Annotated in this window: 15 protein-coding genes; 12 read left to right on the top strand and 3 right to left on the bottom strand. The window is 65.0% G+C overall.

The window, feature by feature from the left end; translation table 11 throughout:
* Window positions 1-88: 88 nt before the first annotated feature.
* A complete protein-coding gene (locus CXY80_RS11260; protein WP_233195288.1) occupies window positions 89-1,102 on the top strand; it encodes a tyrosine recombinase XerC in 1,014 nt (337 codons plus the stop codon).
* A gap of 57 nt (window positions 1,103-1,159) precedes the next feature.
* Here CXY80_RS11260 and CXY80_RS11255 read toward each other — a convergent pair whose 3' ends face one another.
* A complete protein-coding gene (locus tag CXY80_RS11255; RefSeq protein ID WP_092449211.1) occupies window positions 1,160-1,696 on the bottom strand; it encodes a murein hydrolase activator EnvC in 537 nt (178 codons plus the stop codon).
* A 339-nt stretch (window positions 1,697-2,035) separates the two neighbouring features.
* On the opposite strand from CXY80_RS11255, the gene rpsB reads away from it, so the two are divergent.
* The 9 genes from rpsB (at window position 2,036) to CXY80_RS11210 (ending at window position 8,847) form a co-directional block, all read left to right on the top strand.
* Window positions 2,036-2,980 (top strand): 30S ribosomal protein S2, encoded by a 945-nt coding sequence (rpsB, locus tag CXY80_RS11250; protein WP_092449210.1) that lies wholly within the window; start codon window positions 2,036-2,038, stop codon window positions 2,978-2,980.
* 10 nt (window positions 2,981-2,990) lie between these two features.
* Entirely contained in the window at window positions 2,991-3,818 is an 828-nt protein-coding gene (tsf, locus tag CXY80_RS11245) for a translation elongation factor Ts (protein ID WP_104132570.1), read from the top strand.
* Between the two features lie 122 nt (window positions 3,819-3,940).
* Window positions 3,941-4,723 (top strand): UMP kinase, encoded by a 783-nt coding sequence (pyrH, locus tag CXY80_RS11240; protein WP_092449208.1) that lies wholly within the window; start codon window positions 3,941-3,943, stop codon window positions 4,721-4,723.
* A gap of 30 nt (window positions 4,724-4,753) precedes the next feature.
* Window positions 4,754-5,308, top strand: a complete 555-nt coding sequence (frr, locus tag CXY80_RS11235) for a ribosome recycling factor (RefSeq protein ID WP_092449207.1) — start codon at window positions 4,754-4,756, stop codon at window positions 5,306-5,308.
* Window positions 5,309-5,319: 11 nt separating this feature from the next.
* Window positions 5,320-6,333, top strand: a complete 1,014-nt coding sequence (locus CXY80_RS11230; RefSeq protein ID WP_092449206.1) for a phosphatidate cytidylyltransferase — start codon at window positions 5,320-5,322, stop codon at window positions 6,331-6,333.
* A 46-nt stretch (window positions 6,334-6,379) separates the two neighbouring features.
* Window positions 6,380-7,024, top strand: a complete 645-nt coding sequence (locus tag CXY80_RS11225; protein WP_104132569.1) for a DivIVA domain-containing protein — start codon at window positions 6,380-6,382, stop codon at window positions 7,022-7,024.
* Window positions 7,025-7,078: 54 nt separating this feature from the next.
* Window positions 7,079-7,738 (top strand): lytic transglycosylase domain-containing protein, encoded by a 660-nt coding sequence (locus CXY80_RS11220; RefSeq protein ID WP_104132568.1) that lies wholly within the window; start codon window positions 7,079-7,081, stop codon window positions 7,736-7,738.
* A 51-nt stretch (window positions 7,739-7,789) separates the two neighbouring features.
* Complete coding sequence (locus CXY80_RS11215) at window positions 7,790-8,092, top strand: hypothetical protein (RefSeq protein ID WP_174775294.1); 303 nt, start codon at window positions 7,790-7,792, stop codon at window positions 8,090-8,092.
* A complete protein-coding gene (locus CXY80_RS11210) occupies window positions 8,089-8,847 on the top strand; it encodes an alpha/beta hydrolase (RefSeq protein WP_104132567.1) in 759 nt (252 codons plus the stop codon). Before CXY80_RS11215 ends, CXY80_RS11210 begins: the two co-directional genes overlap by 4 nt.
* A gap of 14 nt (window positions 8,848-8,861) precedes the next feature.
* Here the strand turns inward: CXY80_RS11210 and CXY80_RS11205 are convergent, their stop codons facing one another.
* Together CXY80_RS11205 and CXY80_RS11200 are read right to left on the bottom strand one after the other, a co-directional pair.
* The gene (locus tag CXY80_RS11205; RefSeq protein ID WP_092449202.1) at window positions 8,862-9,911 is read right to left on the bottom strand and encodes an AI-2E family transporter; all 1,050 of its coding nucleotides are present in this window, start codon (window positions 9,909-9,911) and stop codon (window positions 8,862-8,864) included.
* A 23-nt stretch (window positions 9,912-9,934) separates the two neighbouring features.
* Entirely contained in the window at window positions 9,935-11,542 is a 1,608-nt protein-coding gene (locus CXY80_RS11200; protein ID WP_104132566.1) for a hypothetical protein, read from the bottom strand.
* Between the two features lie 244 nt (window positions 11,543-11,786).
* Between CXY80_RS11200 and CXY80_RS11195 the strand changes: the two genes are divergently transcribed.
* Both CXY80_RS11195 and CXY80_RS11190 read left to right on the top strand, forming a co-directional pair.
* On the top strand, window positions 11,787-13,613 hold the full coding sequence (locus CXY80_RS11195; RefSeq protein ID WP_104132565.1) for a hypothetical protein: 1,827 nt from the start codon (window positions 11,787-11,789) through the stop codon (window positions 13,611-13,613).
* Window positions 13,610-14,587, top strand: coding sequence for a tetratricopeptide repeat protein (locus CXY80_RS11190; RefSeq protein ID WP_104132564.1), 978 nt, complete (start codon window positions 13,610-13,612; stop codon window positions 14,585-14,587). Before CXY80_RS11195 ends, CXY80_RS11190 begins: the two co-directional genes overlap by 4 nt.
* Window positions 14,588-15,337 lie beyond the last annotated feature (750 nt).

Here is a 15,337-nt window from a genome sequence, read left to right as displayed (position 1 = left end):
CACGAACGGATGCCGTTCGGCCCGCCAATTCTGCCCCCGTGCCGCGGGTCGCGCGCGGCACGCTCGCTGCCGAGACGAAACTGAACCCGTGCCCCTGACCGACGACATCGACGCGTTTCTGCGATACCTGAGCGCGGAGCGTGGCTACTCGGCGCACACCGTTCGGGCGTACCGCACCGATCTGGCGCAGCTGGCCGCGTTTGCTGCGGAACGTGGTAGCGCGGCATCCGCTGATCTGACCCTGGAGCTGCTCCGGGAATGGCTGTGGGTGGGTACCCAGGCCGGCCTCGCCCGCGCGACGCTCGCCCGTCGGTCGGCGTCGGCGCGCAGCTTCACCGCCTGGCTGGCGCGGGCCCGCGACGACAGCGTGGATCCGGCCGCTCGCCTGCGCTCGCCGAAGCCTGGCCACACGCTTCCCCGCGTGATCACCCACACCCAGATGAGCGAGTTGCTTGAACTGCTCACGACCCGCGCGCACGGGGAAGTGGAGGCCGGCGGTAGGCCAGATGGCGCCGAGTCCGGGACCCGCATCGATCGCGAACCTGCCGTGCGTGATCTGGCCGCGCGTGATCTGGCGATCGTCGAACTGCTCTACGCCTCGGCCCTGCGTGTTTCCGAACTCGTCGGACTCGACGTCGCCGACGTCGACCTCGACCGGCTGACCGTGCGGGTCACGGGCAAGGGCTCCAAGGAGCGCGTGGTGCCGTTCGGCGTGCCGGCGCAGCGTGCGATCGTGCACTACCTCGGCCAGGCCCGCCGCTCGCTCGTGGAACACGCGTCGAGCTCGGGCCCGACGTCAGCGCCCGGCGCCACAGCACCCGGCACCACCGCGTTGTTTCTTGGCCGCCAGGGTCAGCGTCTGGGCACACGCGGGGTCTACCGACTGGTTGCCACCCTGCTCGCCGAGGTTCCCGGAACCGGTCCGGCGGGTCCCCACGCCTTGCGACACACCGCGGCCACCCACCTTCTCGACGGCGGCGCCGACCTGCGGGCCGTGCAGGAGCTGCTCGGACACGTCAGCCTCGGCACCACCCAGATCTACACGCACGTCTCCGCCGAACGGCTCAAGGCCAGCTACGGACTGGCCCACCCCCGCGCCTGACCGCCAGCGTTGGTTCCTCGTTTCGACGTCGCGCTGACCTGCCAGTACGGCGCACCGTCACGGGCCGGCCGGAAGTAACACGGCCCGCTGCAAGCCGCCGAGATAGAGCAGCGGCGACACGTAGTTCCCGTGCAGGCGTACCCCCAAGTGCAGGCAGCCCGGCGGGCAATGACCGCCCGTCGCCACAGTTCCGATCTGCTGCCCGCCCTGCACCCGGTCGCCCTCGGCCACGAGCGCCAGCACCGGCTCCACCGTTGTGATCAGATCACCGACCTGGGTGATGGAGAGCACCGGTCGATCAACGACCACGCCGGCGAATGATACGACGCCGTCGTGCGGAGCCAGCACGGTATCGCCGGTCTGCGCCGTCAGGTCGATGCCGCGATGACCGGCAGCATAGGGCATGACCGGCGCAATGAACGGGGCGATCACCCGGTGCGGCTCCGGGAGCGGCCAGCGCCAGCCATCCACTCCCGGCGTCACGACCGCCGGGGGAACCGCGCTCGCCGTGGCAAACGGACTCCCGAGGAGAATGAGCAGCATCACAGCGGATGCCGCCAGGCGGCGAATCGCGAGATTGCGTAACGTATGCATGGGGCCAGCCTGGCCGGGTGGCGCCTCGGGCGAACAGCTCGTGGGCGCATTCGTGCAGAGGACATAACGACCGCTGCGGTGGAGGAGCTGTTTTCCTACGGTCCGGTCTCGACCACCCGGCCGACGGTGATACGCTATCCACAGCAGCGCTTCGTGCGCTGACTACGCGTGCCCATTTGGCCGCCATGTCCAATCGGTCCCGTACAGCCAGATTCATGCACAGCGAATCTTGCAGGTACAGGGCGGACATGTGCCGGGTACCAGGAGTGATGATCGACCGATCATCGCACAAACCGATTGGTGTGCGTGCGAGCGCGCATCAGAACAGGAGTACGGCACATGGCCGTCGTAACCATTCGCCAGCTGCTTGACAGCGGCGTGCACTTCGGGCACCAGACCCGCCGTTGGAACCCGAAGATGAAGCGCTTCATCTTCACCGAGCGTTCCGGCATCTACATCATCGACCTGCAGCAGTCGCTCGGGTTCGTTGACAAGGCCTATGACTTCGTCAAGGAGACGGTTGCCCACGGCGGCACCATCCTCTTCGTTGGCACCAAGAAGCAGGCCCAGGAATCCATTTCAGAGCAGGCGCAGCGCGTAGGCCAGCCCTACGTCAACCAGCGCTGGCTCGGTGGACTCCTCACCAACTTCCAGACCGTTTCCAAGCGTCTGGCCCGCATGAAAGAACTCGAAGAGCTCGACTTCGAAGACACCGCCAAGAGCGGTTTCACGAAGAAGGAAATGCTCATCAAGAAGCGCGAACTCGTCAAGCTGCACAAGAGCCTCGGCGGAATCCGCAACCTCACGAAGACCCCGTCTGCGCTGTGGGTTGTTGACACCAACAAGGAACACCTCGCTATTGACGAGGCGCGCAAGCTCGGCATCCCCGTCATCGCCATCCTCGACACCAACTGCGACCCCGACGACGTGCAGTACCCGATCCCGGGCAACGACGACGCCATCCGCTCCGTTGGCCTGCTGACCCGCATCATCGCGGACGCGGCAGCCGAGGGCCTGATCCAGCGCCACGCCAAGCCGGAGGCTGAAGTTGAGCCCCTCGCCGCGTGGGAAGCTGAACTGCTTCAGGCCTCCGACGCCGAAACCACCCCCGCGCAGTCCTCTGCCGAGACCGAGAAGGTTGCCGACGCTACCGTCGTCGCCGACGAGGCCGTCGTTGCAGAGCCCTCCGTCACCATCGCCGACGCTGTCGCCGACTCCGACGTTGCCGCCGTACTGGCTGCCGTCGCCGATGAGCCGACCGTTGCCGCCGAAGAGACCAAGTAAGGAACCCGGTATGGCAAACTTCACACTCGAAAACGTCAAGGCTCTCCGCGAGAACCTCGGCACCGGAATGGTCGACACCAAGAACGCCCTCGTTGAAGCCGACGGCGACATGGACAAGGCCATCGAGATCCTGCGTCTCAAGGGTGCAAAGGGCAACGCCAAGCGCGCTGACCGTTCCACCTCTGAGGGACTCGTCGCTGCCAAGGAAATCGGCACGACCGCGTACATGATCGAACTCGCCTGCGAGACCGACTTCGTCGCCAAGGGTGACAAGTTCGTCGTTCTGGCCGACAAGGTGCTCGACGCGATCGCCGCCGCTGGCGCGACGACGGTTGAGGCTGGACTGGCCGCAACGGCCGGCACCCAGACCGTTGCCGAGCTCATCGACGGCGAAGCGGCCATCATCGGCGAGAAGTTCGAACTTCGCCGTGTTGCCGCCGTCACCGGCGAATCGTTCTCGATTTACCTGCACAAGACCAGCAAGGACCTGCCCCCGCAGGTCGGCGTTGTTCTCGGCTTCTCTGGAGCCGACGTGGAGACCGCTCGCAGCGTCGCCCAGCACATCTCGTTCGCCAACCCCGAGTACCTCGCGGCCAGCGATGTTCCTGCTGACCTGGTGGAGACCGAGCGCAAGATCGTCACCGAGATCTCGAAGAACGAGGGCAAGCCGGAAGCGGCACTGCCCAAGATCGTTGAGGGACGCGTCAAGGCGTACCTCAAGCAGGTCGCCCTGCTCGAACAGGACTACGCCAAGGACAACAAGGTGTCCGTTGCGAAGGTCCTCGACGATGCAAAACTGACCGTGTCGGGCTTCGCCCGGTTCAAGGTCGGCGCCTAACAACGAATGACGGAGGTCGGATTGCGAAAGCAATCCGGCCTCCGTTTTTGTGTGTGCCCCCTGGGGTACGCGCACGCTCTTGGTAGTTTGGTAACACCCCACTTCGGAAGGCCCCGCACGCCATGACTGACACGGCCAGCACGCACACCCATAACAGCCCGGCCAGTACTTTTTCTGTACCGGTCAGGCCCACCGCTATCGTCAAGAAACGACGAGTGCTTCTGAAATTGTCGGGTGAGGCCTTTGGCGGCGGCGCCGTCGGAGTCAACCCGGATGTCGTCAGCTCGCTGGCCCGTGAAATCGCCGAGGGCGCCAAGCAGGTCGAGGTCGCCATCGTCGTCGGCGGCGGCAACTTCTTCCGCGGCGCAGAGCTCTCCCAGCGCGGCATGGACCGTGGCCGCGCCGACTATATGGGCATGCTCGGCACAGTCATGAACGCTCTGGCCCTGCAGGACTTCCTGGAGCAGGCCGGCGCTGAAACCCGGGTGCAGTCCGCGATCTCGATGACCCAGGTCGCCGAGCTGTATATTCCGCGCCGCGCCGAGCGTCACCTCGAGAAGGGCCGCGTCGTCATCTTCGGTGCCGGCGCCGGACTGCCCTACTTTTCCACCGACACCGTCGCTGCCCAGCGCGCCCTCGAAATCGATGCTGACGTTGTGCTCGTGGCAAAAAACGGTGTCGACGGCGTCTATTCCGACGACCCTCGCACCAACCCCGATGCGCAGAAGATCCACCACATCACCTACCTCGAGGCGCTGCAGCGCGGGCTCAAGGTGGTCGACTCCACCGCTTTCAGCCTGTGCATGGACAACCACATGCCGATGCAGGTCTTCGGCATGGCCCCGGAAGGCAACGTCACCGCCGCCATTCTGGGCACCGATCTGGGCACGCGCGTCTCCAACTAGAATTATTCCACCACCAATAAAGGAGTCACCGTGATCGCGGATGTTCTTTCCGACGCCACTGCGCGCATGAATCGGGCCCTCGAGGCCGCCAAAGATGATTTTGGAACCGTGCGCACTGGACGTGCCAACCCGCAGATGTTCGCGAAAATCCTGGTGAGCTACTACGGCACCATGACCCCGCTGGAGCAGCTCGCTTCCCTGCAGAACCAGGAAGCCCGCACCATGCTGATCGGCCCGTACGACAAGGCGGCCCTGCGCGACATCGAGATCGCCATTCGCGACACTCCGAACCTGGGCGCCAACGTCGGCAACGACGGCACCACCATTCGCGCGACCCTCCCAGAGCTCACCACGGAACGCCGCAAGGAATTCGTGAAAATCGTCAAGGCCAAGGCAGAGGATGCCCGCATCTCGGTGCGAAACATCCGTCGCAAGGCCAAGGATGAGCTCGACGCGCTCAAGAGCGAGGTCGGCGACGACGAGGTCGGTCGGGCCGAGAAAGAGCTGGAGCTGATCACCAAGAGCCACGTGGACGGCATTGATGACGCGTTCAAGCGCAAGGAAGCCGAACTCCTCGAGATCTAGGGAGCCTTCAGATGACCGAGAAACCCGGGAACGACCAGCCGCCCAAGCGCGGTCACGGTGTCAGTCGTGCCGAGTTTCGGGCGCAAGTGAAGACGACGCGGGCCGATTTTGAACGTCAGGTGCAAACTACCAAGGCTGATTTCGAGCGGCAGGTGCAGGCGACGCGTGCCCAGCTCGATGCCACCAACGAGCGCATTGAAGCCCGTACCGGGCGCAACCTCATTCTCGCGATACTGATCGGGCTCGTGCTCGGCGGTTCGATGCTGGTCAGCCTCATCATCGTCAAGCAACTGTTCATGATCTTCGCGGTCGTGATCGTCGCCTTCTGTGCCTTCGAGCTGGCCCAGGCGCTGCGGCACGCGGGACGTAATGTTCCGCGCATCCCGGTCCTCATCTCTGCCGTCGCGATCGTCCCGGCCGCGTTCTACGGCGAGGCGACCGGCCAGTGGCTCGTGATGCTCGGCGGGATCGTGCTGATCGCCCTGTGGCGGCTGGCGCTTCTGGTGATTCCGTCCCATCGCGCCCCGGCCCGGTCTATTGTCGGCGACGTGGGCGGCGGCATCCTGATTCAGGTCTATGTCGTGTTCCTAGCGAGCTTCGCCGTGCTACTCGTCGCCCAGCCCGAGGGGCAGTGGTGGGCGCTCGCCTTCCTGATCCTGGTTATTTCCGCCGATACCGGGGCCTACGTCAGCGGGCTCAATTTTGGCAAGCATCCGATGGCACCCTCGATCAGCCCCAAGAAAACCTGGGAAGGCTTTATCGGTGCCGGCCTGATCTGCATGATCGCCGGCGTTCTGCTGTCCATCTTCATGCTGGATCAGGAGTGGTGGTTCGGCCTGGTCTTCGGCCTCGTGATTCTGCTCACGGCGACGTTCGGCGATCTGGCCGAATCGCTGATCAAACGCGACCTCGGGATCAAGGACATGAGCTCCTGGCTGCCCGGGCACGGCGGTTTTCTGGACCGGCTGGACTCGATCCTCCCGTCGGCCGCCGCGGCCTACGCCCTCTACCTGGTCTTTGCGTGAGCCGAACCGATTCGCTCCCCGTCAGCACAACCGAGACAATGAGGCTATGAGCACCATATTTCCCCGAGTGGCCAAGAAAACTCTCGGCTACAACGTGAGTCAGGTCGATACTTTTCTGGCCGCGGCCCGACGCGCCTACGATCGGCACGACCTGACCGACAGTGAAACGGATGCCGACACCGGCGCGAAGGGGACCGAGGCCATCCACACCATCGTCGCGGACAAGGCAGCCGCGGAGGCCGAGCGAACCGGCGCGACCTTGACAGCCGAAGCCATTCGACACACCGCCTTCGCCATGCACAAGGGCGGATATTCGCCGGAACATGTCGACGCCGCACTGGAGCGACTCGAGGACGCCTTTGCCGTCCGGGAACGCGATCACGCCTCGCGCACCGGGGGAGAGCAGGCCTGGACGGTCGGCGCCGAGAATGCGGCCACGGTACTTGTTGCCCGCCTCAGCCGTGCGCCCGGGCATCGATTCACCCGTACCAGTGTGCTCGCGGTCGGCTACAAACGGGTCGATGTCGATCGGTTCGCAAACAAACTGGTGAAGTATTTTCTGGACGGTCGTAAGCTTACCGTCGACGAAGTACGAACCGCCGTTTTTCGCCCTGAACGGGGCGGATACCGCGAAGGCCAGGTCGATCTGGTGCTCGACAGCGTCGTCGACGTGATGCTGGCGGTACGTTGATTTGGTGACCGTTATCTGGCCGTTACCAAAGATGTGGGCTAGGGTCATCTAGTAATGGGTAGGCATCTGCAACGAATCGAATGCGTCCCGGCCAAGGCGCGGCCGCCGGTTCGTCGAACTCGGCGTCGGGCCAAGCCGTCTCACTTTCTGTTCGGATTCACCGCCGCCTTCGCGTTCGTGCTCGTGACCGTCGTCGATCCCTACTCGGGTGCCACTGCATCCCCCTACTTTCAACTCGCCGGCAGCACCACCGACGAGGGGCCGGCCCAGGCCGTGCTCGTGGCCGGCAGCTACACAAATACCATCACTCGCGACGGCTTCACCGTCACCGAGAAGCCCAAACCAGTTCCGGTGGTCGTCGCCGTGGAAAAGAAGCGAAGCGTCACCGCCCCGTCTGCCGCTGTGCCGGATCCCGGCTCGGCTCAGGCTTACGCCTACGATGCTGTCGCGGGTCGCGGCTGGGGCGAAGACCAGTACAACTGCCTGGTCTCGCTGTGGCAGAAGGAATCAGGCTGGCGTGTGAACGCCGAGAACAGTTCGAGTGGAGCCTACGGCATCCCGCAGGCGCTTCCCGGCTCCAAAATGGCCACGGCCGGTGACGACTGGGCGACCAACGCCGGAACCCAGATCGAGTGGGGCCTCAGTTATATCACCGGCCGCTACGGCACCCCGTGCGGTGCCTGGGCCAAGTCCCAGGGTTCCGGCTGGTATTAGCGCTTACCCTTCTGATTTACGGCGTCGTCGGGCAGCAATTAGACTGTTGTGATGGCGCGCAGCAATCGACCCCGAGGCCGCAAGAGCGCTCCGCGAGACGATGGCGAAGGCGCTGACCTGAACGACCTGCTGGCGGGTTGGCGCCGCAGTGAGGTGCGCCGCGACGGACTGTGGCACGTTCAACCGGTGCCGGCCATGCAGGCCGCGAAGACCTATCTGTGTCCCGGCTGCACCCTCGACATCGTGCCCGGTACGGCGCACATGGTCGCCTGGCGCGGCGACGGAGTGCTCGGCGATGCGGCCGACCTGGCCAACCGGCGGCACTGGCACACTCACTGTTGGAGAATCAAATGATCGAGGAGACGTCCGTGACCCTGCCGGTCGGCATTCGTGGCGGCATCGAACTGCCCGCCAGCATCGAGCACATTGAACTGAAAACCAGCGATGGCCTCACCCTGGTGGGGGAGTTGGCGACCCCGATCGGGCGTACGCCGGTGGCGACGCTCGTGACGCTGCATCCGCTGCCCACGGCCGGTGGATTCATGGACTCGCACATTCTGCGCAAGGCGGCCAACCGCCTGCCGGCGATGGCCGATCTGGCCGTACTGCGCTTCAACACCCGCGGGACCTCGTCGCCGCGCGGCACCAGTGGCGGTGACTTCGGGGAGGGCATCACCGAACGCGCCGACGTGGCCGCGGCGATGGCCTTCGTCGCCGAACGCCAGCTGCCCAATCCGTGGCTGGTCGGCTGGTCCTTCGGCACTGAGCTCGCCCTCAAGTACGGGCTGGAGCACCCGATCCGCGGTGCCATTCTGCTGTCACCGCCGCTGCACCGCACGACGAAGGCCGAACTGGCCGCGTGGGCCGGGAATGAGCGGCAGCTGGTCGCGGTCATTCCCGAATTCGACGATTACCTGCGACCGGATGCCGCTCGCTTGCGGTTCGCGAGTGTGCCCAGCCTTCGGTTCGTCGCCGTCGAGGGCGGCAAACACCTCTGGGTCGGCGAAAACCTGACCCGGCGGGTTCTCACCGAGATCGTCGCCACCGTTAACCCCGCCGCGCTGCCACTACCCATCGAATGGACGGACGGCCTGCGCGACCCGTCCTAAGCCGGTTGTAGCAGCTAGAGCTCGTTCTGGCGGGGGATGACGACCTGCTTGACGATCATGATGACCGACGCGGCGACCGGGATGGCGATCAGCGCGCCGAGAATGCCGAGCAGGCTGCCGCCGGCCAGGGCCGCAATCACCACGACAGCGCCCGGAACCGACACGGCGCGGCTCATGATGTTTGGGCTGAGAACGTATGCTTCCACCTGCATATAGATGAGGTAGTAGATGGCGGCGGCCAGCGCGGTCTGGGGTGAGCTGCCGATCTCGGGAATCAAACAGGTCAGCACGATGATGACCGAACCCGAGATGGTTCCGACGAGCGGAACGAGCGAGAGCAGAAAAGCGATGAAGGCGAGCAACGCCGGGAACGGTGCGCCGATGATCGAGAGAAAGATGAAGCTCAGCACGCCGTTCACCGAGGCGAGCGCGGCCTGTCCCACGATGTAGCGGCCGACGGCCGTGGTGATCTGCTCACTGATATCGGTGAAGCGCTCCCGCTTTGAAGCGGGAACCAGCTGGTAAGTGGCGCGCTTCATGCTGTTGAGGGAGGCGGTGAAGTACAGCGTGAGAATGAGAATGATGAGGGCACCGAACAGGCCACCGACAAACGCGAGGCCCGACTGAACGATCGTGGTCGTGATGTTGGTGAGGTTGCCGCCCAGAGAATCGGTGACGGTCTTGGTGATCCCCGTGATGTCGAGGCCGGGAAACTGCTCTTGCAGATCACTCAGAAACGTTGAACTGTTCACCGCCTTGACCAGATCCGGAATGAGCTGGGACAGCTTGGAGACCTGGTCGACGATGATCGGAGCGATTGCGAACACGACACCGGTGAGCACACCGAGCACGGCGGCGACCACGGTCAGAATGGCCGCCCAGCGGGGAAACCGCTTCTTCTCCAACCAGGAGACGGCCGGGTCGAGGCCGAGCGCAATGAATAGCGCGGCTCCCACGTAGATGATGATCGTCTGCAGGGTGATCACCGAAGTGATGATCAACAAGCCGAGGCCTACGCCCAGGGTGCCGACGAGTCCGAACCTAAACGCATTCTGAATTTTCACGGGTCGTCTCCAGGAGTAGGGAATTACTCGGCTGCGACCCGTTCTGCCTGGGTCAAAACGCTGCGCAGACTTTCAAAGTATCCTGCCACGGCATCGCGCTCAATTCTAATCTGCGCCATGCGATCTTCCGCGTCAGCGACCAGGGCACGCGACCGTGTCGTCGCATCCTCGACGAGTGCCGAAGCGCTGGTCTGGGCGTCGTGCAGAATGCGTGCGGCAGTCTCGTCGGCGTGGTCCTTGTTGGCCTTGGCCTCCGCCCGGGCTCCCGCGTCCAGCTGCTCGTTGAGCGTACGCAGTTCGAGCGTACGCTCAGTGGTCTCGGCGAGCTGCCCGGCGGCATCCGTCTGGAATTTCTGCGCCAGTGCCACCGCCTCCTGGTGCGAGGTGAGGTGTTCCTGCTCTGCTTCGTCGCGGCGGGCTTTCAGCTCGACATCGAAGTCGGCTCGGGCCTGGTCAATTTCTCTGGCCAGCTGGGCGGCCTCGTGCTGGCCGGTCTTCCGGGTCGCGGCGAGCTCGGTTTGTACGTCGATGCGGGCCTGCTCGGCCTCGGCCTCGGCCTCGAGGCGGGCTTGCTGGTTGTCCCTGGTCAGGTCGGCGCTGGCCTGTTCCACGTCGGCGGCCAGGGCGGCACGTGCCTGCTCGATCTCGCGATCGGCCGTGACGCGCTTGCGCTCGAGGTCGCGGGCGAGGTCAGTCTGGGCCTGCGCGCTTTCGACCTCGGCGACTGCGCGGGCCTGCTCGATTTCGCGGGCCACGTCGATGCGGCCCTGTTCCACCTCGGCGGCGAGCAGGGTGCGTGCCTGCTCGGCTTCGTGTGCGCGGCTCAGGCGGGCTTCTTCGGTGTCGCGCGCGAGATCCACACGAGCCTGGTCGGTTTCGGCAGCCAGTGTTACGCGGGCCTGGTCGGTTTCCTGGTTGAGCGTCGCGCGCTGCTGGTCGAGTTCCAGCGCTACTTCGGCGCGAATAAGTTCTGTTTCGCGCGTCAGGCCGGCCGCTTCTTCGCGAGCCTCGGTGGCCTCACGCTGCGCGACGACGCGCACCTCGGCGGCTTCGCGATCCGCTTCAGAGCGGATGGCTGACACCTCACGTTTCACTGTGGCTCGGGCCTCGGCCGCCTCGGTGGCGACAGAGCCGCGAATCAGCGAGGCGTCCCGGGCAGTGTCCTGCATGACCCTCGCCTGCTCGTCCTGGGTACGTGCGCGTAAATCATCCGTTTCAATGCGAGCATCGTCGAGCAGTCGGCGAGCTTTGACGGCGGCGTCGGAAAGGGTGCGCTCGGCCTGCTCAGTGGAATTCCGTCGCAGCTGCTCGACCTCGTCGCTGGTCGTGGCGCGCAGTTTCTCCGCGTCGATATCGGCCTGGGCGATGACGCGGGTGGACTGTTCCTCGGCGACGCGAAGGGTGTTTTCCAGTTTCGTGCCCAGACCGGAGAACGTGGGACTGCCGACCTCTTCGATCTCGGCGGTGAGGTCATCGATGCGGGCGGCCAATCGTTTGACCTCGCGGCCGGCCTCAGCATTTTGGGTATTGGCCTGGATGAGTTGTCGGCGCAGGGATTGAACAGCCTTGGCGACCTCATCCTTGTCATAGCCACGAAAGACCTGGGTGAAATCGGCGTCGTCGTCAGACACTTGTACTCCTTACACGCGGGGCCCGGCCCCTCAATGGATCGTGCATTACGGGGCACCCGACCAATTTTAGTGTGTTGGTGCCCCGCACGGTACGCGCCGGCTGCCAAATGGAGGCTGAACGGCTATTAGGCTCCTTTCAGGCGAACGGAGTAACGTTGAAAACCGTGTCTGAGGACTTTCAGTCACGTGGTTCAGCCAAAGTGACTGAACAGTACCAACCAGCTCAATTGCTGAAGGGTGATACGTGCGTTTTGTTCTAGCCATCGTGGCATTCGTGCTTGCCGCCGTGATGATCGTGCTCGGCATCGCGCAGCGAACTATCCTGCTCGAACCAGCCTTCAGCTCACTAACCTCGACCGCCACCGGCGAGACTTTGTACACCGTGATCGACCCGAGCGCCCTCGCGGCCTCCCCGGGGAGCCAGACGATCAACGTACGCGGCGAGGGACCTATCTTTTTGGCCTACGGGCGCTCCGAAGACGTGGCCGCCTGGATCGGTGATGACGCCTACGCCACCGTGGCGCTGAGCGAAAAAACGGGCGAACTGACCTCCACTGTCACGGCTGCCGTCGAACCCGACACGGACGACGACAGCTCGGATGAGCCGGTTGCCGCCGATGCTGCCGAGCCTCTGATCGTCAATCCGGCCGGTTCCGACCTGTGGCTCGAGGAGGTCAGCGACACGGATTCGTTGACGACCACGCAGACCCTGCCGGAGGGCATCTCGGTGCTCGTTGCTTCGGACGGAGTCGAACCGGCGCCCGCGAATATCCGTTTGTCGTGGGCATCGGATAATTCCACCCCGTGGGCCGGCCCGCTGCTTGCCGGTGGCGCCCTGTTGCTGCTGTTCGGACTCGTGTTGTACCTGCTGGCCCTGTTGCACCTGCGCCGGTCCCGGCGACCGCGCCGCAACGTTCCGCGCGGACCGCGCCTGCCGCGGCTGCCGCGCGCACCCCGGCCGAAGGCCATCAAGGCCAGTCAGATCACCTCGTCGCGCCGTGGTATTGCCCGTCGCACCGCGATCCTGCCGATGATTTTGGTGTCCGGTCTCGCTCTGAGCGGATGCTCGGCCGATCTCTGGCCGGATTTCAGCGCAACGACGACGGAAACGGCGACCCCGACCCCGACTCCGGTGTCTACCGACTCGGTCGAAGCGGCCGCCGAGCTGGCACCGCCGGCCGTCACAGTCCCGCAGCTTGAAATCATTATGGGCGAGATTTCGCTCCTGACAGCGGATGCCGATGCGACCCTCAACGCGGACACTCTCGCGACCCGGTTCACCGGACCCGCGCTGGAACAGCGCCTGGCCAACTACGCGATTCGGGCGGTCGACGCGACAGTGCCGCCACTGCTGGCCTTGCCGGGAGCCCCACTCACCTTCACGCTGCCGCAGCAGACGAATTCCTGGCCGCGAGTGGTGATGACGGTGATTCAGAACGAAACGGATGCCGAGATTCCACCGACCGCAATTATTCTGCAGCAGGAATCACCGCGGGCGAATTACCTCATCGAGTACGCCTTCCAGCTTGAGCCGGCTGCGCGGGTGCCCGAAGTTGCTCCGGCCCTGATCGGGGCGCCGGCGATCGCCCCCGACAACAAACTCCTGCTCTTGCCGCCGAACGAATTGGCCGCGGCCTACGCCGATGTGCTCCTGCAGGGCGCTGCGAGCCCGTCCGTCGACCTGTTCGAAGACGAAGTGGATGCCTTCCGCGCCCAGTTTGACGCCAGTCGCGCCGACCGGCAGGCGACCCTGCCCGCCACCGCATCGATCGAATTCGGCACGGCGGCGGGGGACGGCAGCACTGTCGCCCTGGCCACCAACGACTCGGGCAGCATCGTGGCGGTCAGCGTCAACGAGACCGAGATCGTCAAACCGATCAACGACGGTGCCACGGTCAGCCCGAGCGGTGCTGCTAGCAAGGCACTGTCGGGAATCTCGTCGTCGTCCAAGGGCATTCTCAACACCTACAGCGACCAGCTGTTGTTCTACGTGCCGACGGCCGGATCGAGCGACAAAATCATCCTCCTGGGCTTTGCCCAGGGCCTCACCCAATCTGCGGAGCTTCCATGACCAACCTGCCCCCGTCCGGATCCAACCTGCGCGGAGCGGTTGACCTTTCCTCGCTCGTCAACCGTGGCCAGGCGGCAGCGCCCGCAACACCCGGTGCCGCAGCGGCACCAGCGGCTGCTGGCGTGCCCGCCGGTGTCGTGCCGGTGCCGAGCCTCGTGCTCGACGGCACCGACGCGAACTTCGGTGAGCTGCTCGAGCTGTCTTCGCGCGTTCCGGTTATCGTCGGTCTTTGGGCCTCGCGGAGCGAACCGTCCACGGCGCTGATGACCGTGCTGGAGAAGCTGATCACCGATCTAGCGGGCCGATTCGTACTGGCCCGCGTCGACATCGACGCCAACCCCCAACTCGCCCAGGCGTTTCAGGCCCAGTCGGTGCCCACGGTCGCGGCCGTCATCACCGGCCAGCCGGTACAGCTGTTCAACGGCCCGCTGGCCGAGGAGCAGATCAGCGACGTGCTCGGCCGCGTGCTCGAACTTGCTGCCCAGCAGGGCGTGACCGGCACGGTCGAGGCGCCGGCCGCCGCCGCAGACGGAGAACCGGCCGAGGTCGTCGAAGAGCCCCTGCCGCCGCACCACGTCGAGGCCTATGCCGCGATCGAGGCCGGCGATTATGCCACCGCGCAGAGCGAATACCGCACGGCGATCGCCCAGAACCCGAATGACACCATGGCCGTCGCCGGCCTTGCCCAGGTCAGCCTGCTGGCCCGCCTGCAGGGCAAAACGATCGACCAGATTCGGAACGGTGCCGCGTCTTCTCCCGACGATCTCGACGCGCAGTTGCTGGTCGCCGACCTCGACCTGTCCGGTGGGCACATCGAGGACGCCTTCGACCGACTGCTGAGCCTGTTCCCGGCCCAGCCGGCTCCCGGCCGCAACGCTATTCGCGAGCGCATCCTCGAACTGTTCGAGGTCATCGGCCAGGATGACCCCAGGGTCCCGCCGACTCGGTCCCGGCTGACGGCCCTGCTCTACTAGCGTCCTGAGGCGGAAGCCTGCCGTTTCACGGATTCGGGGACCTGTTTCAGATTAAGGACCTGACGAACGCGGCGACTGCTGCACGAACGGATGCCGTCGCCTCGGCCGCCGCCGACGTTTTAGTCGGAGGCGCCGGTCATCTGCTGCGCGAAGCAGGTGAGCGGCTGCCGGTCGGACGCGTCGAAACCGCCTTTGACCAACGCGGGTGGCCTGCGAAACCTGGCCATCCCCCGTTGGTCGAGCCTATCGAGGCCCCCAGGGATCAACGATGGCAACTTGCGAAACCCGGCGACTTCCGTTGGTCGATCCCGTCGAGACCGCTGTGGATTGGCCTGAGCGGTCTGGAGAACCCGGCCATTTGTCGTTGGTTGAGCTTGCCGAGACCGCCATGAACCAGCGCGAGCAGGCCTGCGAGACCCGCCCGNCCGTTGGTCGAGCTTGCCGAGACCGCCATGGACTGGCCTGAGCCGTCTCGACAACGCGTGGTCGGCCCGAATGCATATTCGCACATAAATCCAAACATATCTGAGAATCTCTCGACTCTGGCGCATGGTTTTGGTATACTTCTTCTCTGAGCCAGAGCGGCGATACTCCCCAGCCGGGCCGTGTCGATCCGTTCTTCGCGGCTCACGACTACCCGCCGTCCACACCCGAGGAGCGCGCCGAGTTCGAGGTGTTCTGGGCGCAGTGTCAGGCTGATTGGCGGCTCCAACTGGCCGAGGGGCTCGGAGACTGCGCCCCATATGAAGA

Source organism: Cryobacterium sp. M91 (assembly GCF_002929615.1).
Lineage (GTDB): Bacteria > Actinomycetota > Actinomycetes > Actinomycetales > Microbacteriaceae > Cryobacterium > Cryobacterium levicorallinum.
The sequence above is the reverse complement of the archived record's forward strand: the minus strand, read 5'-3'. Positions and strand labels throughout refer to the sequence as shown.

What these genes read in the sequence shown, in the direction of transcription:
- CXY80_RS11255 (WP_092449211.1), bottom strand. Translation starts at nt 1,696, where the DNA reads ATGCATACGTTACGCAATCTCGCGATTCGCCGCCTGGCGGCATCCGCT.
- rpsB (WP_092449210.1), top strand. Translation starts at nt 2,036, where the DNA reads ATGGCCGTCGTAACCATTCGCCAGCTGCTTGACAGCGGCGTGCACTTC.
- tsf (WP_104132570.1), top strand. Translation starts at nt 2,991, where the DNA reads ATGGCAAACTTCACACTCGAAAACGTCAAGGCTCTCCGCGAGAACCTC.
- pyrH (WP_092449208.1), top strand. Translation starts at nt 3,941, where the DNA reads ATGACTGACACGGCCAGCACGCACACCCATAACAGCCCGGCCAGTACT.
- CXY80_RS11230 (WP_092449206.1), top strand. Translation starts at nt 5,320, where the DNA reads ATGACCGAGAAACCCGGGAACGACCAGCCGCCCAAGCGCGGTCACGGT.
- CXY80_RS11225 (WP_104132569.1), top strand. Translation starts at nt 6,380, where the DNA reads ATGAGCACCATATTTCCCCGAGTGGCCAAGAAAACTCTCGGCTACAAC.
- CXY80_RS11220 (WP_104132568.1), top strand. Translation starts at nt 7,079, where the DNA reads ATGGGTAGGCATCTGCAACGAATCGAATGCGTCCCGGCCAAGGCGCGG.
- CXY80_RS11215 (WP_174775294.1), top strand. Translation starts at nt 7,790, where the DNA reads ATGGCGCGCAGCAATCGACCCCGAGGCCGCAAGAGCGCTCCGCGAGAC.
- CXY80_RS11210 (WP_104132567.1), top strand. Translation starts at nt 8,089, where the DNA reads ATGATCGAGGAGACGTCCGTGACCCTGCCGGTCGGCATTCGTGGCGGC.
- CXY80_RS11190 (WP_104132564.1), top strand. Translation starts at nt 13,610, where the DNA reads ATGACCAACCTGCCCCCGTCCGGATCCAACCTGCGCGGAGCGGTTGAC.